We start from the raw sequence: 23,866 nt of genomic DNA, 5'->3' as shown, positions 1-23,866 counted from the left end.
AACATGGCCAAAGCTAAGGCACGTGCGCAGCACATTATTGTTAGTTCAGAAAAGAAAGCAGATGAAATATTAGAAAAACTGCATAAAGGCTCTTCTTTTGAAGCCATGGCCGCGCGCTTTTCTCGTTGCCCTTCGGCAAAACAAGGCGGCGATTTGGGAGAGTTTAGTAAGGGTGAAATGGTAAAAAGCTTTGATAAAGCGGTGTTCACTGGCCCCTTAAATGAAGTTATAGGGCCAGTAAAAACGCAGTTTGGTTATCACTTAATTAAAGTGCTTGAACGCTGGAACTAAGTTGCTCGCCTAAATCCTCAAGTTTAAAGTTACCTTTCTCGCTAAGCTTAATGGCTGGCCATAAGCTACCAACATCTAGCTTTACGTCTACTTGGTAATCTAGCTCGGGGCTTTTTAGTTGTACCAAAGAGCCCAACAAGCGAAAGGTAGCAATTAAATTGGCTTGGGCTGGCAAGGTAAAGCTGGCTTCGCCATAACCGGGTACTTCTGGTAGGTCGGTGGTGGCGCCATTTACCACTTCATGGCCGTTTAATGACAGTGAATACACCGCACCGGCTAGGCTCAGGGCTTGTTTGTTTGGGTTTACTACACGCAGGTTTATCGCAAAACTAGGGGCTAGGCCGTCACCTGCAATGGGCATCACCGATACCAGGTTGACCTTAGGCGGGTCATTTGGCACAAGACTACTACAGGCGCTTAGTATTAATAGTGCCAGCACCAACAGGCCATTACGCATTGGGTTTCTCATGGGGTTGCTCTACCGCTGTATGGGTTAACTGGCTTTAGTTAAGCACAATCATACGGGCTTTGCATTATTTGAAGGGCTAGCTTGGTGCAAGCTGAAAAACTCACACCAAGCCAAAGAGTTAGTCGACCGCTTTAACCCAAAACGTGCCGACTTCTACTTTTACTACTTCTACTTCTGTATCGGCGGCAATTGGCATGTCGCTTTTTAACACCCAACTGATCCCTGAATGTTTATAGCTAGTTTGGCCGCGTTTATCGATGTCTTGCTTGCAGAAAAAACGGTGCCCATCAAAATCGCTGGTCACTTTTTTAGTGTCAGAGTGATTTTGTAATTTACGCATCGGTTTCCACAATACGGCGGCAATCACCGAGGTGGCAATGGCGTTGGCTAATAAGATAGCGTTCCAACTATCAGGCAGTATCTCTAACCACACCAGTGAACCGGTTAATACCAACGATAAACCAACAAAAAATAAGATAAATGTGGCAAAACCAATTAGCACCACTTCTATCGTAAGCAGGATTATCCCTAAGGTGACCAGGGTTTGCGGAATATAATTGGTGAATAGTTCGCCCATCACTTAGCCTTTATTAAATGCATTTAAGATAGAGGTTGCTTGTGCCACTAAAGCGCCCGCTTCAGTACCGCTGTCGGGTAGCAATACTACGCTCGACTCTTTAGCAATGGCATGTTTAGCTTCAATCGCTTTGGTGGCTAAATCAAGTTGAATCGCTTTTTGACCTTCAGGCGTAGCGGCTGATGCACCAATGGTACTAATTGCTTCGGCTTGGGCATTCGCCACGGCCACCAAGGCTTCGGCCTCACCTTCTGCGGCTAATACTTGCTCTTGTTTTTCAGCTTCAGCGGCGAGTACCCGTGATTGCTTCTGACCTTCGGCAATATTAATGGCTGCGGCTTTTTCACCTTCAGATTCAAGAATTTTAGCGCGACGTTCGCGCTCGGCGCGCATTTGCGACTCCATGGCATCCATAATAGACGCTGGCGGAGTAATATCTTTAATCTCGTAACGCATTACGGCCACACCCCAAGAGGCTGACGCTTCATTAATTGAATTCACAATCTCTGCGTTTAAGGTATCGCGTTCTTCAAAGGTTTTGTCTAACTCAATTTTACCAATTTCTGAACGCATGGTGGTTTGCGCTAATTGGGTAACCGCGAATACGTAGTCTTCAACACCATAGGTGGCTTTGTAAGGTTCTAATACTCGAAAATACAATACGCCGTCTACCGTGAGTGAGATGTTGTCTTTAGTAATGGCAGCTTGGCTTGGAATATCAAAAGCTTGTTCTTTTAACGAACGTCTCGCTGACACTTGGTCAATCATAGGGATCAGAAAGTTAAGCCCAGCTTCTTTGGTTGATTGGTATTTACCAAAACGCTCGATAACCCAAGCTTCATTTTGTGGGACAAACTTTATAGATGATTTCAGTACAAATAACGCAAAAATTAACAGCGCGACTTGCACGGTGAGTAGATAATCAAAAACGATAGGCATGTTACTTTCCTTACCAGTGACAAAATTAAATGGGTGGCTCGCGAGTGGTTCGTTACCTAGGTTTAATTAGATAGTTTATAACTTATTAATAGCTGCAAGATAAACACAAAAAGTACTGAGAATACAGGGCTTTTTGACAGTTTGGTGATTGCCGTTGTAAAGCGCGACATAAAGCAACGGCCGCCGCTAATTTGTGTGTGCTAAATGCTGGTTTAAAGCCTGATCCCAATAGGGGTTATCGCCAAATCGCTCACATAAAAAATCAATTAGCCGCCGAGTGCGCTGTGGCAAATAACGCGTATTGGGGTATACCGCCCAAGCATGCAAATTAGGGATCTGGTACTGCGGTAATACTAACTCAAGCGAGCCAGTCGCTATTGCTCGCCATGCGATGAAGGTGGGGCATAAGCTAATACCGTGTCCGGCGATCGACATATCCCTTAAAAACTCCCCATTATTGGCGCTAATGTGGGGTTGATACTGCACTTGATGAATCTGCCCTGCTGCGTCTTTAAGCCGCCATGAAGGGGTGGCTAAATTAGCATAATGCAGGATCTGGTGCTGGGTGAGATCGTGTGGCTGCTTAGGTTGGCCATGTTGTTGTAAATACTGTGGTGACGCTACCAATACAAAATTAATCGGGGTGATTTTGCGGGCTTTTAAGCTAGAGTCTTTAAGATCGGCAATCCGCAGGGCTACATCAATGCCTTCGGCCACTAAATCATGTTGGCTGTCGGACAGGCTGAGCTTTAAGCGCAGTTGCGGGTGTAATTGCATAAAGGCATCAAAGGCTGAGTTTAGGTGGTTTAAACCAAACGAAAGCGGCATGGCCACATGCAAAGTACCCGTTAAGGCATCGCTTTGAGTACTGGCTTCTTGGTTAAGCATGTTTACTTCATCAAGAATGCCTAAGCAGCGTTGATAAAAGCGTTGGCCGTTGTCGTTCAGGCTTAAACGGCGGGTGGTGCGCTGTATTAGGCTGCAGCCTAAGCGGGCTTCTAAGCCGGCTAAACGTCGGCTAACTACCGACTTGGCCATACCCAATTGCTCGGCGGCGCGGCTAATACTGCCCGCTTCTACTACCCGCACAAAAATCTGCATCTCTTCTAACTGGCCCATCTCCGCCCCGTAATACCCGCTACATTCACTCTCTATTGTTGCCATTATAGAAACAATCATTTGCCATATGCACGGTTTATTGTTGGTTTGGCTGCGATTAAGCTAGTCACATAGTCAACGTTTGACCCAATTTATAAAATATAAACCAAGGAAAAAATCATGAAACAACTACAACTACTTGCTCAACCCTTAGCCCGCTTACTGCTAGCATTTATGTTTATTATGTCTGGTTACAGCAAAATTGGCGGCTACGCTGGCACGCAAGGTTATATGGAAGCGATGGGCGTACCGGGCATGTTATTGCCGTTAGTGATAGCCCTTGAGCTGGTGGGCGGTATTGCCATTGTTGTAGGTTGGCAAACCCGTTTAGTGGCCTTTTTACTGGCAGGCTTTAGTCTGGTGTCGGCAGTGTTATTTCACTTCAACCCAAGCGATCAAATGCAGATGATTATGTTTATGAAAAACGTCTCGATTGCTGGTGGTTTCTTATTATTAGTCGCGCATGGTGCGGGTGCGTTCTCACTAGATAACCGCCGCGCATAGGAGGCTGTAATGGTTAAGCAAACACGACAATTGCTCAAGGTGGTGGCCGGTCAGGCCACTAGCGACGGCGCCGGGGTTAAGTTAACCCGCATGTTAGGGAATACTCAACTCCCCAGTTTAGATCCCTTCTTAATGCTAGATTGCTTTGAATCAGATAAACCGCAAGATTATATGGCGGGTTTTCCTGAGCATCCTCACCGCGGCTTTCAAACGGTGACCTATATTCTTAATGGCAGAATGCGCCATAAAGATAATGCCGGCCACGAAAGTGTGATTGAAGCGGGTGGCGTGCAATGGATGAACGCAGGTAAAGGCGTTATTCATTCAGAAATGCCCGAGCAACAAGATGGCTTAATGAAAGGCTTTCAGTTATGGGTGAACTTAGCCGCTGAACACAAAATGTCGGCGCCGGGTTATCAAGAATGCAGCGCCGAGCAAATACCGGTGAGCGAAGACAGCCAAGGCAACGTAATAAGAGTGGTGGCCGGTGAACTCGCTAATGGCTTAAAAGGCGCAGTGCAAACCGAGAAAACCGCCGCTACCTATCTCGATATTAGCTTAGTGGCTGGGGCTGATTTAAGCCTTGATTTACCCACCCATCATCATGGCTTTGTCTATGTGATTGAGGGCGAGGTCGCGGTGGCAGGCAACGCGCAAACCCTAAGTGCTTATCACCTAGGCGTGCTAAGCGAGGGTGATACCCTGCACTTGCAAAGTGGCCATGCTAGCCGAGTACTCGTAGTAAGCGGTGAGCCGATCAACGAGCCAATTGCTTGGGGTGGCCCTTTCGTGATGAATACTCGCGAAGAAGTGTTGCAAGCATTTGATGATTTTCAGAATAACAAGTTTTAGTGTCTATTTAGGCAATGAGGAGCAAGCAATGGGTTTGTTAGTAGAAGGCAAGTGGCAAGATAAATGGTACGAAACCAAACAAAACAAGGGGCGTTTTGTGCGCAGCGAAGCGCAGTTTCGTAACTGGGTCACCGCCGATGGCAGTGCCGGGCCAACCGGCAAACCTGGCTTTAAAGCCGAAACTGGCCGTTATCATCTGTATATCTCGCATGCTTGCCCTTGGGCTAATCGCACCATGATTTTTCGCAAGCTTAAAGGCTTAGAAGAGATGATTGATTACTCGGTGGTGCATTGGTTTATGGGTGAACACGGCTGGACGTTTGCCCCCGGCGAAGGTGTAGTGAGCGATCCCATCAACCAAGCTGAGTATTTACATCAGGTGTATACCGCCGCTAATGCTAACTATAGCGGCAGAGTTACGGTGCCAATATTGTGGGATAAACACCAGCAAACCATTGTGTCGAATGAATCAGCCGACATAATCCGAATGTTTAATTCAGCCTTTGATGAGATGGGTGCTAAAGCGGGGGATTACTACCCAGAGTGGCTTCGTGAAGAGATAGACCCCCTTAACCAGCGCATTTATGACACGGTAAATAATGGGGTGTATCGTGCCGGCTTTGCTACTAACCAAGACGCTTATGAAGAAGCACTGGTGCCATTATTTGCTACGCTTGATGACTTAGAACTGCGATTAAGTAAGCAGCGCTACCTTACCGGTTCGCAACTCACCGAAGCCGATTGGCGACTCTTCACCACGCTGATCCGTTTTGATGCCGTATATGTTGGTCACTTTAAATGTAACCTGCGCCGAATAGTGGATTACCCCCATTTACATGGCTACATGCTAGAGCTTTACCAAGTAGAGGGTATTGCTGAAACGGTCAACTTTGCGCATATCAAGCAGCACTATTACCAAAGCCACACCATGATTAACCCAACCGGTGTAGTACCCGTGGGACCGCTATTGCCATTGTCTGCGGCACACGGGCGAGAATACTTATCCTAATTACGTGATAAAAGGCCGAGTTAGTCGCTCGGCATTCGCTATACTTTAGTTACCCCTAGATGAACTAAGTGCAACAGTGCATAAATTTTTTAGTCAGTTACTTGGTATTAGCGCATTGTTATGCGCTTGGCCCGTTTTTGCCACCCAAACAGTGTTGGTAATTGAAAGCTATCACGCTGAATATGCGTGGGACATTAGCTATCGTAAGGGTATTGAATCGGTGTTGAAAGAGGGGTATCAACTAGAATACTTTCAAATGGATACCAAGCGCTTACCCATCAATCGGCATCGCAGCAGAGCAGAAATGGCGTGGCAACACCACTTAGATATTAAGCCCGACTTGGTGATTTTGGGAGACGACAATGCACTGCGCTACCTAGGCAAACGTTTTGCTAAAAGCAGACTCCCCGTGGTGTATTTAGGCATAAACAACAACCCGCGCGCCTATCATGTACACAAACGAAAAAACATTACTGGCGTGTTAGAGCGGCCGCTGATTAAACGCTCGGTGTCTAATATTGCTGAGCTAGTCAGCCCAGCACCTAAACGCATTTTAGTCATGCTAGATGATAGCGTGACCGCTAAAAATGTTCTGCAAGAAACCTTTTCTGGCGAAACAGAAATACGTATCTCTGGTATTGATGTTCAGTTAAAGCTGATAAAAAGTTGGTCTGAGTGGCAAAACACCGTGCTAACACTGCAAGATGAGGGCTTTGATGCGGTCGCCTTTGGCCTTTATCACACCCTTCGCGATGATAGTAATAAGCATGTAGATGCCGAACAAGTGATTGCTTGGTCGTCGGAAAACACCGCTATTCCTCCCTTTGGTTTTTGGGAGTTTGCCGTTGGCAAAAACAAAACCATTGGTGGCATGGTGTTATTTGGCTTTGAGCAAGGCCGCTTAGCCGCCGAGATGGCGCATACCATTCTTACCACCGATGTGGTGCCTCGTTCACTGGGGCCTAAAACCGCAGATAAAGGCCGCTACCTATTTAGCCGCTCACAACTTGAGCGTTATAATATAACGCTCCCTCAAAATATCGCCGACAAAGCCACCTATGTAGACTAATGCCAACACCGGCTAATAGTTAGCGATGCCGTTTGGCTCTCTGTCTTTCGGCGATAGTCTCGACCATATTGTGGCGGGGGCTGCGCCCTTACTTTAAATGTGAGCAGCGCTCACTCACTATCTGTTGGCGGTTTTTTTGGCTGCGCTCAATTCGCTCGGCTCTTAGGCACTCTTGCCGAGTGACCGGGTATTGCTTGTCCCAGGCTAACATTAGTTGGCGTTGGCTTTTGCTCATAGTAAAGCGTGGGTAGGTGGCATCCATATACAAATAGCTACGGGCAATAGGGCCGCGCGCCACTTCTGGCGGCTGTACTTTGCGGCTTTCTATACGCATATCACAACTGCCAAAGCTAGATTTATGGGTGCTTAGCATGGTGAAGTTATAGTTAGAACGCGCTGCATTTACTGCCCCAATGGCTGGGTACAAGTTATACATGTCGGCCTGCATTAAGCGATATTCGCTATTTACCTTTTCGGCGCAACGCCGCCCTTTATAGGCCTTACCTTTGCTGTTAACACAGCTGGGGTGGCCGTCTCGCCACTCACTAAAGCTGCGGCCAAAGTTTTCGGCGGGTACGACGTGCTCGGTTTCATAGCGGGCCAAGCGATTTTTATATTTGCTGGTGGCAAAGCCGCTGTTTAAATGCAGGTTTTTCTTTTCATCAAAGCTTGCTTCGCAGTACAGCGTTTTACGCTCATTGGGCTCAACATATACCTGTTGTAGTAATAAGCGCTTGGCGGTAGAAAACGACTCGATGGTTTGGTTGCCACTGGCCAAGGCGACAGGAGCAACGCCAAGACAAAGCGATAATACACAGCCTAGTAGGCTGTTTAGCTTGTGTTTTAAATACATGATAAATAAGCGGGAAAGCGCCCTAGTTACAGCGATATTCAATCAGGTGCAGCGAACTTATCACCTGCCAATCAACTGCGCTAATCATCAGTAGTGGGGTGTGGGTTTGTAGTTGTAAATGAAAAAGTCGATTGAGCATTTAAGCGCTTTTTAAGCTTGGGTTTTAGCGGTCATTTGAGGTCATTAGAAATAGGTTGTGCCTCGTAAAAGCATTTGCATACCTTCTATCAATTTTTTATCTATAGGGAGCGGTGAGTTATCTATGTTCATTCGCAGCATGTATCTAGCGGGTTAAGCAAGGTAGAAAGTGTTTTGAGCTTTTAGGGGATGTGACTCATAGTCCGTGGACGTAAAAGCTACAGGTAGTGATTATGTTGTTCTCTATAGTTCAATGAGTTACCAGCGTGAACACATCAATTCTTACCTCTTTTGGTGCGCATGTACGCCAGATTCGCCTAGATATAGGTATCAGCCAAGAAGAGCTTTCTGCAACTAGCGGCCTAGACCGTACCTATATCAGCGGCATAGAGCGTGGGGTGCGCAATCTTAGTTTACTCAACATCTTTAAACTGGCTGACGCACTTAAGGTGACGCCAGCATCACTACTGGCATTTGAATTAAAGACTAATGATGAGTAGCTGCCGCGCATTTTATAGCGCTGAGCTGGTTGATTTTATGTCTGCCAGTAATAACAGCATCATTGGCGCGCTTACTGCAAACCATACGCAGCAGCTGGTGCACGAACAAACAGGAGCTTGGCTGTCTCAAGTTGAGCTGTTACAACAAGAATTTAAGATGCTCACTGAACCTGCAGGGCACATCTTTTTTGAGTTTATGATCCCGCGCATGGGCAAGCGCGCAGATGTCGTCTTGTGTTACCGAGGTGTGGTGTTTGCGTTGGAATTTAAGATTGGCACCTTAAAGTATCAGCAGGCTGATAAGCGGCAAGCACATAGCTATGCACTTGACCTTAAGAATTTTCATCGCGGCAGTCATAACAAACCAATCATCCCGATCCTTATTGCTACGCAATCAAGTATTGGCTCAAACCAATTGGCTCTCGCGGGCGATTTAGTAGCAAAACCTCTTTTAACTAATGGTAAAGGTATCGCCGCATTGGTGGATGACATTGCGCAACAGTGTAATGCCCCTACCTTTGATGCTTGCGATTGGGCTGCGAGTGGATACCTGCCAACACCGACAATTATCGAGGCTGCGCAGGCATTGTATGCTCAACATGCTGTTGAGGATATTGCAAAAACAGAGGCTGACGTAACCAATCTTGGCGTAACAAGTGACAAATTATTAGAAGTAATCCACGAAGCTAGACTCAACAAGCAAAAGGTAATTTGCTTTGTTACTGGTGTTCCCGGAGCGGGTAAAACCTTGGTCGGATTGAATATCGCGAATAAGCATTCACGGCCAGAGGATAACGAGTATGCCGTATTCCTCAGTGGTAATGGGCCACTGGTTACGGTTTTACAAGAGGCTCTTGCCATCGATAAAGCCAGTAGCAGCGGAGAAACTAAAGCCAGCGCTCGCAGGCAAACCTCGCAGTTCATTCAAAATATACATCGATTTAGAGACCAAGCCCTTGATGGCAGCAAGCCGCCTGAGCAGGTCGTTATTTTTGATGAAGCGCAAAGGGCTTGGAATGCTGAGCAAGCATCCAAGTTTATGAAATCAAAGCGCAAGCTAGATGATTTTGATAAGTCGGAACCAGCATTTCTTATCGAGGTTATGGATCGCCATGATGACTGGGCGGTTATCATTGCTTTGATTGGTGGTGGGCAAGAAATCAATACCGGCGAAGCAGGACTCGCTGGTTGGCTTGAAGCCTTAAAGAATAGGTTTAGTCATTGGCATGTGTATTGTTCAGAGCAATTACTATCAGGTGAATACATATCCAACGGTGTCTCGCAGGAGAATTTAGAACAAGTTAAGCAATTACCTAGTTTGCATCTAGCTACCTCAATGCGTTCATTTCGTGCTGAAACATTGTCTAGCTTTGTACATTTTGTCATTGGCGGTGAAATTGATAAAGCCGTAGCTATTTCTGAATCACTGCATGAGCAATATCCGCTCTATATTACCCGGGATTTAACGCTGGCAAAGGCATGGTTAAAGAGCAAGTCTCGAGGATTGGAGAGCCAAGGTATGCTTGCTTCTTCAAATGGAATCCGTTTAAAGCCTGATGGGATTTTTGTCAAAAATCGCTTCGACCCGGTGGCATGGTTTCTGAATCCACAGGATGATATTCGCTCTTGCCATTTTTTAGAAGACACTGCTACTGAGTTTGATATCCAAGGGTTAGAGCTAGATTGGTGCTTAGTTGGCTGGGATGCTGATTTTCGCTATAACGGTTCTACCTTTGAACATTGGAAATTTAAAGGTACCAAATGGCAGCAACGTAAAAAGATTGAAGATAAACGTTATCTGGAAAATGCCTACAGGGTGTTATTGACTAGAGCGCGTCAAGGTATGGTTATTTATATACCTGAAGGCAACGATGCGGATCCTACTCGTTCAACTCAGTATTATGCCGATACTTATCAGTACTTGTTAGCTTGTGGTTTTTTAGAGTTGAATTGAATCCCAGTGTTGATGAAGCTAGGTTAGAATCTAAAAGCATAGCCTTTTCATCCTATCAAGACGGTTACTTAGTGCTTCAAAGTATTATTCTAAGTTCTGGATCTGAATGCGTAATTTTGATTTAAACTATTGTTTTAAATAGTTTATGTTTGTAATTTTTGGTTTTTTGTCACCATTCCTGTCACCAATTGATTTTATGCAATGATATTTTTTAGAAAATCACATTCACTTCCTTTATTTTAACCTCAAATGAGGTTAAAATAAAGGAAGTGAATGAAAGTCGGGACTTAGAATGCAGAACATAGACAATCAAATTATTAGTAGTGACATGGGTGCCCTTGATTCTTTTCTTCAGGAAAAGGGAGTTTCGATAGACCATATTAAGCACGCGGTAAGTGAGGCTGTCATTGCATTTAATAGTACGACATCAGATGAGCCTGCGGGATACAGAGGTTATACAATAACTGCTAAAGCAACACTTGCATTGCGTCAGAGCTTGAAATCTCTTGGATTTAAGAAGGAAGCTCCACATAACATCGAATTGACGGCAAATAGTGATAATAAGTTTGCGATTCACATTTGTAGAGGTGATGAGCAAGCTGGTATATCTAGCGGATACCCTTCAACAATGAGAGCTAAAGGGCCAAGGTCTCAAGAGTTCTTTGGGCTGATAACATCTGATATTAGCCAGATAGATATGTTTCCTGAAGACCTTCCAGACTACTCTCTGAATAATTGCCCATTTGATGTGTGGTTTTTATTGCTTAATGCTGAGAAAAAATCGGAAGGGTTGGATATCAAAGCGGAGCTATCGAAACCGGTTTTTTGTTCTCAAAAAGGTTTCGTTAATGGATTTAGTAAACGTTTCATGATAGATATGTCCGACTTCAATTCTGGCCTCATTATTGATACTGATGAGAGTGCTACTGATGGCTTCTCTGATGATATCGATTTAGATATTTCAATGAACTAAAAATGTATATCCCCACTAGATTAAAACAAGCCCGAGAACGTCGGAAGCTAACAAAAAAAGCATTTGCTGATTTGATAGGTATTAGCTCGAAAACAGTTTCTATCTATGAAAGTAGTCAGCCTCAATTCGAGCTCCAAGACGAAATGATACAGAAGTTCGCTATAGCCTTAGGGTATCCAGTTGAGTTCTTCTATAAAGCCATTTCAGAAACAATTGACCCTGAATCAATTAGCTTCAGGGCAGTAACTAAGTTGTCTAGTCGGCTAAAGCTAGCTACGGAAGCTGCTAGTGTAAATGCCTTAGAGTTATCAGAGTGGATTGATAGTAAGTTTAAAAATTTACCTAAGGTTCAATTGCCAGACTACTCTCATGATAATCGTAATGACCCTGAAGTTGCAGCAATGGAGCTTCGCAATGTATGGGCGTTAGGTGAGCTTTCAGTTAAAAATATGATTCACTTGCTGGAGTCAAAGGGAGTTAGAGTTTTTTCATTGTCAGAAGATTGTAAAGAGGTGGATGCGTTTTCTTTTTGGAAAGGGGATAGGCCCTTTGTTGTTTTAAATCAGTTTAAAACTCCAGAAAGGAGCCGTTTTGATGCTGCGCATGAGCTTGCTCACCTTATTTTACATAAGCATGGTTGTCAAAATAAGGGTAGAGAGGCTGAGTTAGAGGCTGACCGATTTGCTTCTGCTTTTCTGATGCCAAGGGGTAGTGTTCTAGCAAAAGTACGTCCCAATGCTAACGCTGCGCTTAAAGATATCCTTGCTCTTAAGAAAAATTGGAATGTATCTGCGATGGCTATGATTAGGCGCCTTTACGATCTGAGTTGTTTAACTGAATGGCAATATCGACAGCTTACAATTAGTGCAACTAAAGAGGGGTATCGCTCATGTGAGCCTGAAGGTTTAGAGCAACGTGAGAAATCTCTTTTACTTGAAAAAGTATTTATATCTTTAAAAGACAAAGGTTATCGTCGTGTAGATATCTGTAATGAGCTATTTCTCCCATTAGATGAAATTTCGAATTTAACATTCAATAATCCATTCTTTAGCTTATCTTTAGTTAGCCAAAACACACAGATTGGAGATCAACCATATAGAGCTAGTCTTTCTTTAGTCAAATAGAATAGTGAGTTGATATCTTTAATCAACTCACTGAATTAATTGACTATATCCAGATCACGGCTTGTTTTATTGCTGTTCTATGTGAGGCGGACTTGGCTTCTTGTTCTATATTTCTGTATTCAATCATTGCTAAAGCTATAGTTTCTTCATCTCCAGTGTCGATGAAGTTTAGAGCTGTGGTTACTTTTGATTGAAATCGAGTTATCTGCTGCTCTCGTGAGCGTTCCAATGATGAATCGTCAAGGTTTAACGCCTTAATTGTTTCACTCGCTTTTTGTTCAGAGAGAGCATCTAAGCCATTTTTGCTCTCAATTTTACCACTCGGTAAGAACTGTAAGTAATCTTCTGGATCTTCAGTGTCAGGCTTAATTAATAAGCTTGTGTTATAGGTTCGCCTAACTCCTCCAGGGAGAACTTGATCTTTGTAATGACCACAATGAAGTCTTGAAGCGCAACATCCGAATAAGTTGCTCCAATCAAAAGTTAGATGAACATGAGTGCTTTTGTCGAAAAAATGCTCGATATGGCCTGTATGAGTTCCTTTTTCTGCTTCGGATTCACAATAAACGCAGAGCTTATTTTGGAATTTCCCTAGCTCTTTCCACACACTTTTCTTCCTAGATTTGGTCATATTCTTCCAAGTGTGTGTGGTGTGAGATATATTATTGAGAAATATGGGCTTTTCCGCCAGATTGCGATCTAACTTCTTCACTTATTAACCCTCTTTTCTCTTGAGGTTAATCCTTTCCTTCATTTCGAATACGTCTAATTTGCTCTGGCAATCTCGAATGACAGGGTGGTCGGAACCAAAATGTTGTTCAAGCTCTTTAAGTAGTTCCGTTGCTTTATCTTTCTGATTATCTAATAAGAATTCTGAAAACTTATCAACTTTACGAGCTTCCTCTACATCTGGAATTGAATTTGTCCCCATTATTTCAGCGAGGATATCAGCACTTCTAACCCCTTTCGTTTGAAACCTAGGTGGTGGGCAATGGACATTACCATTCTCATCTGTAATAAAGTGCCTAATAGAAGATTTATCGACAGTCGATAGGACTTGTGGGCTATGAGTTGTAACTATAAATTGAATGTTTGGGAATGTGGTTACTAATACATTGACTATATTTTGTTGCCACTTAGGATGTAAGTGAAGTTCAATCTCATCGATCAGTACTATTCCTTGGCCATGTAAAGGGTTCTCCATATTAGGATTTAACGCAACTAATTTCCTTGCGATATCTGCAATCATAGATATAAAGACATGCTGCCCTTGTGAAGTTTGAAATATATTAATATTCCTCCCGTCTACAGTTACTTTTAGCTCTGCCCTCCCTGAGTCAGGGTTTTTTTCAATAAAAATGTCTGTAAAGCCAGGTACTGTTGAAAGTATTGCGCTTTTTACAAAGTGAAGGTTCTTTATGTGAGATTTACGACTGTCATAATCGTTTTGGAGATGTTCATACTCTTCTTTAGCGGTAGTGTATAATTCAAAAATCTCACTAGTGTCTTTATCCGCTCCTACAGCTTTCAGTGCATCAAGTCGTTTTTTTGCACTGTGTAAGCGAACGCTTAAATCTTCGCCTGAGAGATTGTGTAGAGCTAAAAACCATTCAGAAAATTCATCAAAGTTACCAGTGCCATCAATTGATTTATTCTCATAAGCATCATACTTAGAGCCTATTTTAACTGAGGTGATTTTTTCTAAGTCAAAGGTTTTATTAGACTTAATATTGGTTCTGTTCACTGAATAGCTAACAATAAGTGGCAGATTAATCTCACTTTTATTATTTGTGCGATTGTAATTATCTACTACTCTATATAGTCCACCTAATTCTTCGAACGCCTCTAGTTCACTTTTTTTTGCTTCTTTAGCACCTTTGGCTGTTTTGTATAAAGATACTGAATATTGACTGTTTTTATTTAGGCTTGTCTGTAAGGTAACTTCAGCAAAGCTCATTGAATCAATATTTACATCATAATCTGTAACACGAAGGCCAGCTCCCCCTTTTTTGAGAATGTTTGCACTAAGCCAACTTAAAGATTTTGTTATGCCGTCAATAATGGTCGTTTTACCTGCACCATTATCACCAATAATAACAGTTAGGTTTTTATTCAGCTTTACTTTGAGTGTTTTGAATTTTCTGAAGTCCGATAAAGTTAATCGAGATACATGAAGCCTGTTATTTTTTTCATTATCATTAAGTGATTGTCTACAATCTAGTAAATATGTATGAGCTATTTTTGGGCTCTTATCTAGGATGCAAATTATATTGCCATCAGAATTTTTTTCGAAGACACCATTGTCATACATCTCATAAAGCTTAAATCCAGATGAAATAGATCCTGCCTTAAAGCTTCTTTCAAGTAATGCTATTTCATTGTTTATCTTAGCTTCTCTACTCATTTGGGACCTCAAAAATACGTTCTATTAGTTCTTTTGAGTACTTTCTTATAAGAGACTCATAAAAACTTGGTTCAATATGACGAGCATAAGCCATCAACCCTTTTAAGTGCATTACTTCGTGGTTATTTAGCAGCTCAAGAGAGAATTGATGAACTTTATGTTTTATATATCTTTTCTTACTACGACCTAAAGATATCTTTCCACTATTAGTAATGGTAATTCCGGTTACGTGACGATTATGGGCTTTGGACGAAAAAATAGTTTTACCTTTATTTAATCTTAAATTTCCGTTAAAGCATTTGGACAAAATATTTTCTACACTTTCTGGGATTTGGAAAAGTATATCTTTCTCATTGGTAGAGAAGGTTAAATCATCGGCATAGCGAGTGTACTTTATTCCCAAACTTTGACACTGGTCTTGTAACATTTGATCGAATATAAGCACACAAAAATTGGATACAGAAGGTGAGCTAGGGGCTCCCACGCTTAAAACGAGCTTATCTTCTAGATTCCAAAAAAGCAGCTTTTCAATCCATTGTTGATTATCTTTAGTTGGTAGCTCTGCACCTGTTAATTCCCATGTGTGCCAAAAGATATTAGGAGTTATGCTGTTGAAGAAGTTTTCGAAATCTAGCTTGAGCAAGTATGCTTGGTTTTTATGTGCAATGGCATTTTCTTTGATACTTAAGCCTTCTCTATAGGCCATAGCGCAATTGTGAGTGGGGAGGTTACAAAACCTAAGAAATGCCCTCTGGCATTCTTTTAATTCTTTTGATGGTTGGGCTATTTGTCTAAAGCCGTGAGTTCGTTTAGGGATATAGTAGATTTTATATCTCATTGGAGCGATGAATAGAATATCTTCTATCACGTACTCAGGTTTCTTTAAGGTTTGTGCTATCTGGCTAATGATACTCATAGTTTTCCGTTAAAAAGCTCAAGGTGTGGTAAAACACCTTGAGCTTAACTCTTTACTAAAGAGTGCGAGATGTACGCATCCTAAAGGAGGAACGAGTTTAGGATGCGTACATCTCGCATTTAAACCCGTTCAATAAATTTGAGTCTGGCTAATCACCCGACTAGACGAATTACGTCTTACACTAAAGAGCCTTTCAATGTTACTCCACTAACTGGCAAACCTCAATATTCCCCTAAGCATTTGAGTCGGTTGTAGTTAAGGAGGTCATATAGATAAGATTGGAGTTATATACTACTAATTGACATCGCCCCTGAATTATACAAATGGTCACGGCTCTCTTGCTGAGAATATGTTGCATTGGTAAGGCCTGAGAAAACCCGACACTTTTTATGGTAAAAATGTAACTTAACTATAGAAGGTAAAACCATGGCTAAAGGCACACGCTATTCAGCAGAGTTCAAACAAGAAGCCGTTAATCAAATTACTGTTCACGGTTATGCCGTTGCAGATGTCGCAGAGCGTTTAGGTATAAGCACCAAAGCCTTGTATAACTGGATGCGTACCTACGCAAAGCCGCCTAAACAGCGCGTTCAAGAGCAAGACCTTCAGGCTGAAGTCGCTAGGCTTAAGCGAGAGCTGAAACGTACACAGCAAGAGAGGGACATTTTAAAGGAAGCCGCCGTGTTCTTTGCAAGCGAGTCAAAGAACGCTACCCGTTCATAAAATCTCGTAGCAATCATTACCCCGTTCGGCTGCTGTGTCGGGCTTTGCAGGTGCACCCGAGTGGTTATTATGATTGGCTTAAGCAGCCATTAAGCCAACGAGAAAGTGCAGATAAAAAACTGCTGGGTCAGATAAAACAGTTCTGGATTGAGAGCGGTGGGCATTACGGCTATCGCAATATCCATAAGGATTTACTTGAAGCACGCATTACCTGTGGCAGAGACCGAGTGCTGCGATTAATGCGTCAAGCAGGGTTAAAAGCACAGCGCGGCTATAAGTCACCAAAGGGCTGTTATGGCGGTAAACCAGACATTATTGCAGCGAATACGCTTAATCGTGAGTTTTCTGTAGAAGAGCCTAATCAATGGTGGGTCAGCGACATTACTTATATCCACACCCAGGAAGGCTTCCTATTCCTTGCAGTAGTGATGGATCTGTATGCTCGCAACATCGTTGGGTGGTCGATGGGCGAACGCATGACAGAGGACTTGGTGCTTGACGCCTTAACTGCTGCGTATTGGCGGCGAAAGCCGAACAATACAGTGAACCTACATACTGATCAGGGCTCTCAATACTCCAGCCGTAACTTTAGAAAGCTACTGACTGAATTGGGTATAAAGCCCAGTATGAGCCGCAGGGGAAATTGTTGGGATAACGCAGTAGCAGAAAGTTTCTTTAGCAACTTAAAGAAAGAAAAAGTACGCAAAACTAAGTACAAAACGAGGGATGAGGCTAGGCAAGCTATGTTCCACTATATCGAAATGTTCTACAATCCGAAGCGACGACATACTAACAATGACCGTATGTCTCCTGCTGACTTTGAGCAGCAGTATTTTGAGAACCTAGAAAGTGTCTAGGATTCTCAGGCCTTACCACTAACAGTAAAAGAAGCAGATACAATAAAGGTGCATTTTATACTTGTACCTTTTTCCTAAATTGATTACGAGTTGCTTTCCATTTCTGCGGGCATTGGAGCATCTGGACTTTGTTCCGACAAAGTATATGGATTTAATCGTCGGAACTGTCTCTGATGACTTAATGTCACTTGATTCTCCGTTTTCAGATCTAAAGCAATACCAATAGACAAGGTTCTATCTTCGGTCCAGTTAACTGTATCACCTAGAGCAACCTTGAACTCATTGCGTATAGCATTATCGATATCATCATTACTTACATCAACAAGCTCCGGCTGGGCCTGCTTAACAGCTCGTCGTAGTGGGCGAAGCATCTTATCTTCAATGACAACTATCCCACAGACCTCATACTTTTGACCCTCTGGCTTTTCTTCCCAAGAATCAAGCTTGAGGTAAACACCTGAAAGGTGTCCATTCCGACGCACATAGAACTTTTTTAAACGTTTCTCTGCACTTTTTATTGAACGATTGAAAGCATCCGGCCAAACATCGCGTCGAAAGCGCTCAGCGAGCCAGTGCTTTAAGCTAAATGAGGAATTATCTCCTACCTGATAACCAACTTGCCTATTGAGCTCAAGCAGCCTGTTACGTTCAAACTGGATAATACTCGAAGCGTTGACTTCAAATGCTTCATCCTGCCCATCTTTAGTTACAGAAAAGTGCAACCTTCGCTCACTGCGACCATTTTGAAACTGCTTATTTAGCCCATCGATTTTCTTAGCTATAAGCACATTAACCCATGGCTCCGAAACGAAGCATGGGTTAATTACAGCACAGTCGTACAAAGATATGATCAGGAGATTACCGTCGACACATAGTTCTTGGACACTCTCTGGCAGTATAGGGGTAAGCCATTCGATGATTGAATCATCAATTAGAATACAACTATGTCGGCCCCAGCCTCTTGCTAAGAGTTCCTCTCGAACGCCTTCTGTCACATTTTTTCCTTATAGGATCAAGCTAGTAGGTCAAATTTATCGTAGAGTTCATCATACCAAGAAAAAAGTTTTTCTTTACTTGCTCCATTAAGTAAAGCTTCACCGAAAGCAGGATCGCCATCGATAGGGCTAAATGCGACTTTGTGCAATAACGGTCTATGTTCCTTGTCCATATCCATCATCAAAGCATTCAAGTTTACAAGTCTAGCCTCAACAGCCGCTTCACTTCGAGAGCTACTTGGATCATTAATCCAGTTGTACAAAGAACGTCTTTTCAAGCCTAACCAAGAGGCAAATTGTGTATGAGAAAGCTGAAATTCATCTTTCAACTCTTGATACAGAGCAACAGAAGCGTGTTCTCCTGTATTTGCACTCTGATCATTTGTTGCTTCCAACACAAACTGAGGTAAGTCGTAATCTTGAATAAAAACAACAGGCTCTGGTTGTTGAATAGCGTAAGCACCAGGAGTGGCTGCCAGCAAACAAACTGATAGTATCTGAGGTGCTACCTGTCTAGTTAGCGTAGTTTCCATACTTTAGCTCTCCTTAGTTATTGAACCGTATGTGCAATTTAAATGCTCATGAATCTGCTTAAATTTATTTTCAACATCCTGTAAATCTAGATTCACAAGACTCACTTCTTGAGGAGATCTTTGTTCTTTTCCTTGTTGATGATGTGCAACAGAAATCGTCAACAAAAGGCTTCTCTCTTGTACGACAGGAATCCCGCCCATAAATTGCCATAGCTCCCATTCAGGCTGAGGTATGAAGCTTTGGCCTTCATGTGCAATTGTACTGTGTACTACTAATCCGATTAGGCCATCGTCTAGCTCATAATCATGTCTAGTCGCTGCGCCGACACGTTGCCATGCCTCATCGATTCCTTTATCTGTAACAGCAAAAGGAGAATTTTCACGGATGTTAGCTGCCGCACCTTCAGCATCAAATGCAAGCATATTAATATTTTGCATGGATATATGCCCAACATATTTCACATCCATTGCACGCATAACCATGCTGACAACATGTAAGAACATTTCTTTTTGTTCTTCAAACGGTACATAGTTACGTACTGAATAGTCAAAACCTTGGTTACCAATCTTTAATGCATGAACATTATCAGCACTCACCATGTGCAACTCATAAGCACCATCTTGGTCAACCTGTACCGCATTAGGATTGGTAAGATCTATGTTTAGAGCTTGAACACGAGGCATATGTGACTTAGGAAATCGGTCACGAAGAACTTCTTGTAGAGCTTCAAGCTTCGACTTGAGTCCCGATACTCCTAGCTTTTCAAACCTAATAGACGCTTTTTTCGCAACTATTTTATTTACCATCTCGCCCTCATTTGCACTTTTAAGTATGCACTCGTTTAAGTTTTGCACAAAAATTATGAGTACGCATTATAATTTGCACACTATTTTGCACAAGTGATTTGTAGCAAATATTACGTTAATGTAGTGTGATTTGCACCTAATCTCTTAATCTTAACTATGTTTAATCAAGCGTTTCTTTTGTGTGATGACTTGATTGGTATTACCAACCAGAAACACATAGTTAAGCGACTTAAACTGCTTGAGTTGATTTATGCATTTCCTCAGTGTTCGGTTCAGATCTTGAGTGAATCATTACAGCTTACAATATGAACTATCGAGTTACACAGCATATTCAATGATTGCCTGCGTTCTTCTAAATAATCATATCGGTCATAAATCCCTTCAACGCCCTTAACTTTGTGATTAAGACACCTTTCTGCAATATGACTAGGGACACCGTTTTCAGCCAGAAGACTACGGCAAGTTCTTCTTAAATCATGTACAACAAAATGTTCGATCCCATGCTCTCCAAGGATGTTTGGTAATGGTTGTTTTTTTGAGTCTACTTTTTTACCAAACAGCTTAGCTAAGGCGTGATTTAGCGTATCGTCACTAATATACTGGCGTCTTTTACTCGCTCGACGAGAGGGAAATAGGTAGTCCGAGCCATTAGCTCTCATATGTAGCTCTTTGAACCATGGAAGAGTTTTTTCTGGAATTGGAATGCTAATTTTTACTCCAGTTTTGGTTCTTTCTGCTGGTAATCCCCAACACAAATTTTCAAAATCAAATTCATCCCACTGAGCGGCAATTAATTCTCCCTTACGAACACCAAAGATGATAAGCATAGCTATCGCTAGATAATTCTCACGAGTCATGATGTCTGAGTGCTTGCCAAAAACTTGGAAAATAGTTTCAATTTCCTGAAGAGACAAGGCTCTATCTCGGGGCTTCTCTGTTCCACCTGCATCTTTTTCTGTAAACGGGGCCGCTGGGTTATTTGATGTCAGATCAAGTTTCAAGGCGTGATTAAATAGCTGTTTACAGTAGTTTAAAGCGTCATTAGAAATTGAAGGGCGACCACTTTGATTAATCAGTCGGATGATGTTCAGAATGTCTCTAGAACTTACTTTATCGACAGCTAATTCACCAATATAAGGAGAGATATCTTTTCGATATACACGAGCAGGGATTTGGGGATTTTTTAAATGGCGTTCACACTCTTTAAGCCAGTCTTTTGCTACATCATCAACAGTACGAAATTGAGGCAGTTGGTTTCGCTTTTTTTCAGCAATAGGGTCAACACCCTTTCTAATGCCAGATCTTAGTTGTAAGGCTTGTAGCTTTGCATCGCTAAGAGGTAGCCCTTCAGGCACTCTTCCATATCTGCCAAGTGTTAGCTCTCTTCGCTTTCCATTAATGGAATAGCGAAGAACCCAGAAAGCACTACCTTGTTCGGTGATTCGAAAGTAAAGACCAGTATCTACCTTAAACTTCCCAACCTTTCCTTCTCTTAGCTTAGCTTTTAATTGTGAATCATTCATAGGCGTAAAAAAATGGTGACAGATACCAAGTAACGTATCATCACCTTGTTAGCTTGTCACCATTTTTGCCACCATTAAGATGGTCGCTTGTCACCACTATTGAAATCTAATGAAACTAAGCGTTAGATAAAATCTCAATATAAACAGCGTATTGTGATATTTTTGTGCCTAGTGAAATATCATTCTATGTTCTGGATCTGCTCGCGCATTTGCTCAATTAACACCTTAAGCTCTACCGCTGCTTGGGTGATTTCTGAGTTGATAGACTTAGACGCTAGAGTATTGGCTTCGCGGTTAAACTCTTGCATCATAAAGTCGAGGCGTCGGCCACAAGCGCCGCCCTTTTTAAGAATTTTTTGCGTCTCAGTGACGTGCGAGTCTAGGCGGTCTAGCTCTTCGGCTACGTCTATCTTCTGCGCGACCATGATCATTTCTAGTTCAATGCGCTGCGGCTCTAACTCGTCTTTTACTTCGGCTAGGCGATTGTTTAAGCGGTCACGCTGCCATTGCATTACGGCGGGCATTTGCTCACGTACAAAGGCCACTTGCTGAGTGATTTTCTCTAGGCGGGTGGTGATCATGGTGGCGGTGTTGGCCCCTTCGCTCGCACGGCTTTCAATAAAGGCCTCTAGGGCCACTAGCCAACCGGCTAATAGCTCTTTGCTAATCGCGTCGGCGTCTTGCTCTGGGGTTTCCATTACGCCCGGCCAGCGCAATATATCTACCGGGTTAATTTGACCGCCAGCTTGCTGCTGAACCCACTCGGCATTTTTAATCAGTTGTTCGGCCAGGGCTTGGTTTAGTTGTAGTTCGCCACGGCTGGCTTGGTCGGCGTCAAAGCGTAGGTTACATTCTACTTTACCGCGTTGTAGGGCTTTTCTGATCTTGTCTCGCAATACTGGCTCTAGGGCGCGAAACTGCTCTGGCATGCGCCAGTAGGTTTCTAAGTAACGTTGGTTTACGCTGCGAATTTCCCATGTTGCACTGCCCCAATCGGCTTTAAGTTGGTGGCGTGCATAGCCTGTCATGCTGTGGATCATAGTTGAATACCCTCAATAAATTTGCTCGATTATAGCGGTTATTCAGCGCTTCGTCAGTGTGGGTGTGAGCAAGTGCGATAAAAGCCGCTAAATCCACGTCACCAAAGCGCCCAGCCAATCCACTTCGGGCTTGCCGTGTTTTTTTAAGCTGGTCACCATTATTTTAACAATACGCCGAGAATGGGTTTTACTCAGGCTGCTCTGAAATCTGCACTTTGTAGGAGAACCTGTATATAATAGCCGCGAATTTTCTATTTAAAGGTTACTACCATGCGTCCTAACGGAAGAGCTGTTGAACAAATGCGCCCTATTACTATTACTCGTAACTACACGGCACATGCCGAGGGGTCGGTATTGGTCGAGTTTGGTGATACCAAAGTGTTATGTAATGCCTCGGTAGACGATGGTGTACCACGTTTCTTAAAAGGTAAGGGCCAAGGTTGGATTACTGCTGAATACGGTATGTTGCCTCGCTCTACGCATAGCCGTATGGGGCGTGAAGCGGCGCGTGGTAAGCAAAGTGGTCGTACTCAAGAAATCCAACGCTTAATTGGTCGCTCGCTACGTGCTGCAGTTGATTTAGAAGCCTTGGGTGAATACACCATTGTGGTTGATTGTGATGTTATTCAAGCCGATGGCGGCACCCGTACTGCGGCCATTACTGGCGCATGTGTGGCATTACAAGACGCCATTTGGTGGATGATAGAGCAGAAGAAACTTAAAGTAAGCCCACTGAAACAGCTTATTGCAGCGGTATCGGTAGGTGTTGTTGGCGGTGAAGTGGTGTGTGACCTTGAGTACACCGAAGACAGCGTAGCTGAAACCGACATGAACGTAGTCATGTGTGAAGACGGCAACATGATTGAAGTGCAAGGCACGGCTGAAGGCGCACCGTTTAGCCACCAAGAACTGTTAGACATGTTAGCCTTTGCTAAAGACGGTATTGCCCAAATTAATGCGGCCCAACGTGAAGCCCTAGCGGGTTAATTTGAGAGAGAATGATGAAAGCTTATCAACGTGAGTTTATTGAATTTGCTTTAGCCAAAGGCGTCCTAAAGTTTGGCGAATTTACCTTAAAATCTGGCCGTACTAGCCCGTACTTTTTTAATGCGGGTTTGTTTAACACCGGCCGTGATTTAAACCGTTTAGGTAAGTTTTACGCTGCCGCGCTGCAAGACTCAAACATTGATTACGATTTAGTGTTTGGCCCTGCTTATAAAGGTATTCCTATTGCGACGACTACGGTGGTGGCCTTAGACGAACACCACGGTAAAGATGTGCCTTATTGCTTTAACCGTAAAGAAGCTAAAACCCATGGCGAAGGCGGTAGTTTGGTAGGTTCTGAGTTGGCTGGCAAGGTCATGTTGGTTGACGACGTAATTACCGCGGGCACCGCTATTCGTGAGTCAATGGACATTATTAATGCCCATAACGCAGCGCTTGCGGGTGTGCTGATTGCGCTAGATCGCCAAGAGAAAGGTAAAGGCGAGCTGTCGGCGATTCAAGAGGTTGAGCGTGACTACAATGCCACGGTTATCTCTATTGTTAAGCTGGCAGATTTAATCACTTACTTAGAAGAGCAAGGCACTAACCAAACGGCCTTGGCTGCAGTCAGTGCTTACCGTGAGCAATACGGCATTGCCTAGTACTTGAGTGCT

At 43.1% G+C, this 23,866-nt stretch carries 25 protein-coding genes; 12 read left to right on the top strand and 13 right to left on the bottom strand.

What is annotated here, in order from left to right; genetic code table 11:
* Positions 1-3 precede the first annotated feature (3 nt).
* On the top strand, positions 4-291 hold the full coding sequence (locus M0C34_RS20655) for a peptidylprolyl isomerase (RefSeq protein WP_248713531.1): 288 nt from the start codon (positions 4-6) through the stop codon (positions 289-291).
* On the opposite strand, the gene M0C34_RS20650 is transcribed toward M0C34_RS20655, so the two are convergent.
* From M0C34_RS20650 to M0C34_RS20635, 4 genes are all read right to left on the bottom strand, one after another.
* Positions 266-760, bottom strand: a complete 495-nt coding sequence (locus M0C34_RS20650) for an LEA/WHy family protein (protein WP_248713530.1) — start codon at positions 758-760, stop codon at positions 266-268. The two genes, M0C34_RS20655 and M0C34_RS20650, sit on opposite strands and share 26 nt — an antisense overlap.
* A 118-nt stretch (positions 761-878) precedes the next feature.
* Positions 879-1,337, bottom strand: a complete 459-nt coding sequence (locus tag M0C34_RS20645) for an NfeD family protein (RefSeq protein ID WP_248713529.1) — start codon at positions 1,335-1,337, stop codon at positions 879-881.
* Positions 1,338-1,340: 3 nt separating this feature from the next.
* Positions 1,341-2,276 carry an SPFH domain-containing protein gene (locus tag M0C34_RS20640; protein WP_248713528.1) on the bottom strand — a complete coding sequence of 312 codons (936 nt, stop codon included), beginning with the start codon at positions 2,274-2,276 and terminating at the stop codon, positions 1,341-1,343.
* Positions 2,277-2,462: 186 nt separating this feature from the next.
* The gene (locus M0C34_RS20635) at positions 2,463-3,440 is read right to left on the bottom strand and encodes a LysR family transcriptional regulator (RefSeq protein WP_248713527.1); all 978 of its coding nucleotides are present in this window, start codon (positions 3,438-3,440) and stop codon (positions 2,463-2,465) included.
* A gap of 114 nt (positions 3,441-3,554) precedes the next feature.
* Here M0C34_RS20635 and M0C34_RS20630 point away from each other — a divergent pair, with 114 nt between their 5' ends.
* The 4 genes from M0C34_RS20630 to M0C34_RS20615 all read left to right on the top strand — a co-directional run bounded on the left by M0C34_RS20630 (position 3,555) and on the right by M0C34_RS20615 (position 6,868).
* The gene (locus M0C34_RS20630) at positions 3,555-3,938 is read left to right on the top strand and encodes a DoxX family protein (protein ID WP_248713526.1); all 384 of its coding nucleotides are present in this window, start codon (positions 3,555-3,557) and stop codon (positions 3,936-3,938) included.
* A gap of 9 nt (positions 3,939-3,947) precedes the next feature.
* Complete coding sequence (locus M0C34_RS20625) at positions 3,948-4,790, top strand: pirin family protein (RefSeq protein ID WP_248713525.1); 843 nt, start codon at positions 3,948-3,950, stop codon at positions 4,788-4,790.
* Between the two features lie 28 nt (positions 4,791-4,818).
* The gene (locus M0C34_RS20620) at positions 4,819-5,799 is read left to right on the top strand and encodes a glutathione S-transferase family protein (protein ID WP_248713524.1); all 981 of its coding nucleotides are present in this window, start codon (positions 4,819-4,821) and stop codon (positions 5,797-5,799) included.
* Between the two features lie 76 nt (positions 5,800-5,875).
* On the top strand, positions 5,876-6,868 hold the full coding sequence (locus tag M0C34_RS20615) for an ABC transporter substrate-binding protein (protein WP_248713523.1): 993 nt from the start codon (positions 5,876-5,878) through the stop codon (positions 6,866-6,868).
* Positions 6,869-6,956: 88 nt separating this feature from the next.
* On the opposite strand, the gene M0C34_RS20610 is transcribed toward M0C34_RS20615, so the two are convergent.
* A complete protein-coding gene (locus M0C34_RS20610) occupies positions 6,957-7,721 on the bottom strand; it encodes an endonuclease (protein ID WP_248713522.1) in 765 nt (254 codons plus the stop codon).
* A gap of 404 nt (positions 7,722-8,125) precedes the next feature.
* Here M0C34_RS20610 and M0C34_RS20605 point away from each other — a divergent pair, with 404 nt between their 5' ends.
* The 4 genes from M0C34_RS20605 to M0C34_RS20590 all read left to right on the top strand — a co-directional run bounded on the left by M0C34_RS20605 (position 8,126) and on the right by M0C34_RS20590 (position 12,410).
* On the top strand, positions 8,126-8,359 hold the full coding sequence (locus tag M0C34_RS20605; protein WP_248713521.1) for a helix-turn-helix domain-containing protein: 234 nt from the start codon (positions 8,126-8,128) through the stop codon (positions 8,357-8,359).
* Entirely contained in the window at positions 8,349-10,313 is a 1,965-nt protein-coding gene (locus M0C34_RS20600; RefSeq protein ID WP_248713520.1) for a DUF2075 domain-containing protein, read from the top strand. The genes M0C34_RS20605 and M0C34_RS20600 overlap by 11 nt, the downstream gene beginning before the upstream one ends.
* A 292-nt stretch (positions 10,314-10,605) precedes the next feature.
* Entirely contained in the window at positions 10,606-11,286 is a 681-nt protein-coding gene (locus M0C34_RS20595; RefSeq protein WP_248713519.1) for a hypothetical protein, read from the top strand.
* Positions 11,287-11,288: 2 nt separating this feature from the next.
* Entirely contained in the window at positions 11,289-12,410 is a 1,122-nt protein-coding gene (locus tag M0C34_RS20590; RefSeq protein WP_248713518.1) for a helix-turn-helix domain-containing protein, read from the top strand.
* A 43-nt stretch (positions 12,411-12,453) separates the two neighbouring features.
* Here M0C34_RS20590 and ptuB read toward each other — a convergent pair whose 3' ends face one another.
* Genes ptuB through M0C34_RS20575 form a run of 3 tightly spaced genes read right to left on the bottom strand, consistent with a single transcriptional unit; the run spans position 12,454 to position 15,730 of the window.
* Positions 12,454-13,122, bottom strand: a complete 669-nt coding sequence (gene ptuB / locus M0C34_RS20585; protein WP_248713517.1) for a retron Ec78 anti-phage system effector HNH endonuclease PtuB — start codon at positions 13,120-13,122, stop codon at positions 12,454-12,456.
* Between the two features lie 3 nt (positions 13,123-13,125).
* Positions 13,126-14,814, bottom strand: a complete 1,689-nt coding sequence (gene ptuA, locus M0C34_RS20580) for a retron Ec78 anti-phage system effector ATPase PtuA (RefSeq protein WP_248713516.1) — start codon at positions 14,812-14,814, stop codon at positions 13,126-13,128.
* On the bottom strand, positions 14,807-15,730 hold the full coding sequence (locus tag M0C34_RS20575; RefSeq protein WP_248713515.1) for a retron St85 family RNA-directed DNA polymerase: 924 nt from the start codon (positions 15,728-15,730) through the stop codon (positions 14,807-14,809). The genes ptuA and M0C34_RS20575 overlap by 8 nt, the downstream gene beginning before the upstream one ends.
* Before the next feature lie 426 nt (positions 15,731-16,156).
* Between M0C34_RS20575 and M0C34_RS20570 the strand changes: the two genes are divergently transcribed.
* Positions 16,157-17,310 (top strand): IS3 family transposase gene (locus M0C34_RS20570; RefSeq protein ID WP_248713514.1). Its coding sequence is split into 2 segments (ribosomal slippage): positions 16,157-16,406 and positions 16,406-17,310, totalling 1,155 coding nucleotides; the frame shifts between segments, so codons are not numbered across the junction.
* Positions 17,311-17,393: 83 nt separating this feature from the next.
* On the opposite strand, the gene M0C34_RS20565 is transcribed toward M0C34_RS20570, so the two are convergent.
* From M0C34_RS20565 to M0C34_RS20545, 5 genes are all read right to left on the bottom strand, one after another.
* A complete protein-coding gene (locus M0C34_RS20565) occupies positions 17,394-18,305 on the bottom strand; it encodes a hypothetical protein (RefSeq protein WP_248713513.1) in 912 nt (303 codons plus the stop codon).
* A gap of 17 nt (positions 18,306-18,322) precedes the next feature.
* Positions 18,323-18,838: a hypothetical protein gene (locus tag M0C34_RS20560; protein ID WP_248713512.1), complete on the bottom strand. Its 516-nt coding sequence runs from the start codon at positions 18,836-18,838 to the stop codon at positions 18,323-18,325.
* A gap of 3 nt (positions 18,839-18,841) precedes the next feature.
* Positions 18,842-19,645: a TIGR04255 family protein gene (locus M0C34_RS20555; RefSeq protein ID WP_248713511.1), complete on the bottom strand. Its 804-nt coding sequence runs from the start codon at positions 19,643-19,645 to the stop codon at positions 18,842-18,844.
* A 272-nt stretch (positions 19,646-19,917) separates the two neighbouring features.
* The gene (locus M0C34_RS20550) at positions 19,918-21,168 is read right to left on the bottom strand and encodes a tyrosine-type recombinase/integrase (RefSeq protein WP_248713510.1); all 1,251 of its coding nucleotides are present in this window, start codon (positions 21,166-21,168) and stop codon (positions 19,918-19,920) included.
* Between the two features lie 179 nt (positions 21,169-21,347).
* Positions 21,348-22,208 (bottom strand): YicC/YloC family endoribonuclease, encoded by an 861-nt coding sequence (locus M0C34_RS20545; RefSeq protein ID WP_248713509.1) that lies wholly within the window; start codon positions 22,206-22,208, stop codon positions 21,348-21,350.
* A 270-nt stretch (positions 22,209-22,478) separates the two neighbouring features.
* Between M0C34_RS20545 and rph the strand changes: the two genes are divergently transcribed.
* Together rph and pyrE are read left to right on the top strand one after the other, a co-directional pair.
* Entirely contained in the window at positions 22,479-23,195 is a 717-nt protein-coding gene (rph, locus tag M0C34_RS20540) for a ribonuclease PH (protein ID WP_248713508.1), read from the top strand.
* 14 nt (positions 23,196-23,209) lie between these two features.
* A complete protein-coding gene (pyrE, locus tag M0C34_RS20535; protein ID WP_248715684.1) occupies positions 23,210-23,854 on the top strand; it encodes an orotate phosphoribosyltransferase in 645 nt (214 codons plus the stop codon).
* Positions 23,855-23,866: the final 12 nt, after the last annotated feature.

The sequence above is a fragment of the Agarivorans sp. TSD2052 genome (assembly GCF_023238625.1).
Classification (GTDB): domain Bacteria; phylum Pseudomonadota; class Gammaproteobacteria; order Enterobacterales; family Celerinatantimonadaceae; genus Agarivorans.
This window is presented reverse-complemented; position numbering and strand designations above follow the sequence as displayed.

What these genes read in the sequence shown, in the direction of transcription:
- M0C34_RS20655 (WP_248713531.1), top strand. Translation starts at nt 4, where the DNA reads ATGGCCAAAGCTAAGGCACGTGCGCAGCACATTATTGTTAGTTCAGAA.
- M0C34_RS20650 (WP_248713530.1), bottom strand. Translation starts at nt 760, where the DNA reads ATGAGAAACCCAATGCGTAATGGCCTGTTGGTGCTGGCACTATTAATA.
- M0C34_RS20645 (WP_248713529.1), bottom strand. Translation starts at nt 1,337, where the DNA reads ATGGGCGAACTATTCACCAATTATATTCCGCAAACCCTGGTCACCTTA.
- M0C34_RS20640 (WP_248713528.1), bottom strand. Translation starts at nt 2,276, where the DNA reads ATGCCTATCGTTTTTGATTATCTACTCACCGTGCAAGTCGCGCTGTTA.
- M0C34_RS20635 (WP_248713527.1), bottom strand. Translation starts at nt 3,440, where the DNA reads ATGGCAACAATAGAGAGTGAATGTAGCGGGTATTACGGGGCGGAGATG.
- M0C34_RS20630 (WP_248713526.1), top strand. Translation starts at nt 3,555, where the DNA reads ATGAAACAACTACAACTACTTGCTCAACCCTTAGCCCGCTTACTGCTA.
- M0C34_RS20625 (WP_248713525.1), top strand. Translation starts at nt 3,948, where the DNA reads ATGGTTAAGCAAACACGACAATTGCTCAAGGTGGTGGCCGGTCAGGCC.
- M0C34_RS20620 (WP_248713524.1), top strand. Translation starts at nt 4,819, where the DNA reads ATGGGTTTGTTAGTAGAAGGCAAGTGGCAAGATAAATGGTACGAAACC.
- M0C34_RS20610 (WP_248713522.1), bottom strand. Translation starts at nt 7,721, where the DNA reads ATGTATTTAAAACACAAGCTAAACAGCCTACTAGGCTGTGTATTATCG.
- M0C34_RS20600 (WP_248713520.1), top strand. Translation starts at nt 8,349, where the DNA reads ATGATGAGTAGCTGCCGCGCATTTTATAGCGCTGAGCTGGTTGATTTT.
- M0C34_RS20595 (WP_248713519.1), top strand. Translation starts at nt 10,606, where the DNA reads ATGCAGAACATAGACAATCAAATTATTAGTAGTGACATGGGTGCCCTT.
- M0C34_RS20590 (WP_248713518.1), top strand. Translation starts at nt 11,289, where the DNA reads ATGTATATCCCCACTAGATTAAAACAAGCCCGAGAACGTCGGAAGCTA.
- ptuA (WP_248713516.1), bottom strand. Translation starts at nt 14,814, where the DNA reads ATGAGTAGAGAAGCTAAGATAAACAATGAAATAGCATTACTTGAAAGA.
- M0C34_RS20575 (WP_248713515.1), bottom strand. Translation starts at nt 15,730, where the DNA reads ATGAGTATCATTAGCCAGATAGCACAAACCTTAAAGAAACCTGAGTAC.
- M0C34_RS20560 (WP_248713512.1), bottom strand. Translation starts at nt 18,838, where the DNA reads ATGGAAACTACGCTAACTAGACAGGTAGCACCTCAGATACTATCAGTT.
- M0C34_RS20555 (WP_248713511.1), bottom strand. Translation starts at nt 19,645, where the DNA reads ATGGTAAATAAAATAGTTGCGAAAAAAGCGTCTATTAGGTTTGAAAAG.
- M0C34_RS20550 (WP_248713510.1), bottom strand. Translation starts at nt 21,168, where the DNA reads ATGAATGATTCACAATTAAAAGCTAAGCTAAGAGAAGGAAAGGTTGGG.
- M0C34_RS20545 (WP_248713509.1), bottom strand. Translation starts at nt 22,208, where the DNA reads ATGATCCACAGCATGACAGGCTATGCACGCCACCAACTTAAAGCCGAT.
- rph (WP_248713508.1), top strand. Translation starts at nt 22,479, where the DNA reads ATGCGTCCTAACGGAAGAGCTGTTGAACAAATGCGCCCTATTACTATT.
- pyrE (WP_248715684.1), top strand. Translation starts at nt 23,210, where the DNA reads ATGAAAGCTTATCAACGTGAGTTTATTGAATTTGCTTTAGCCAAAGGC.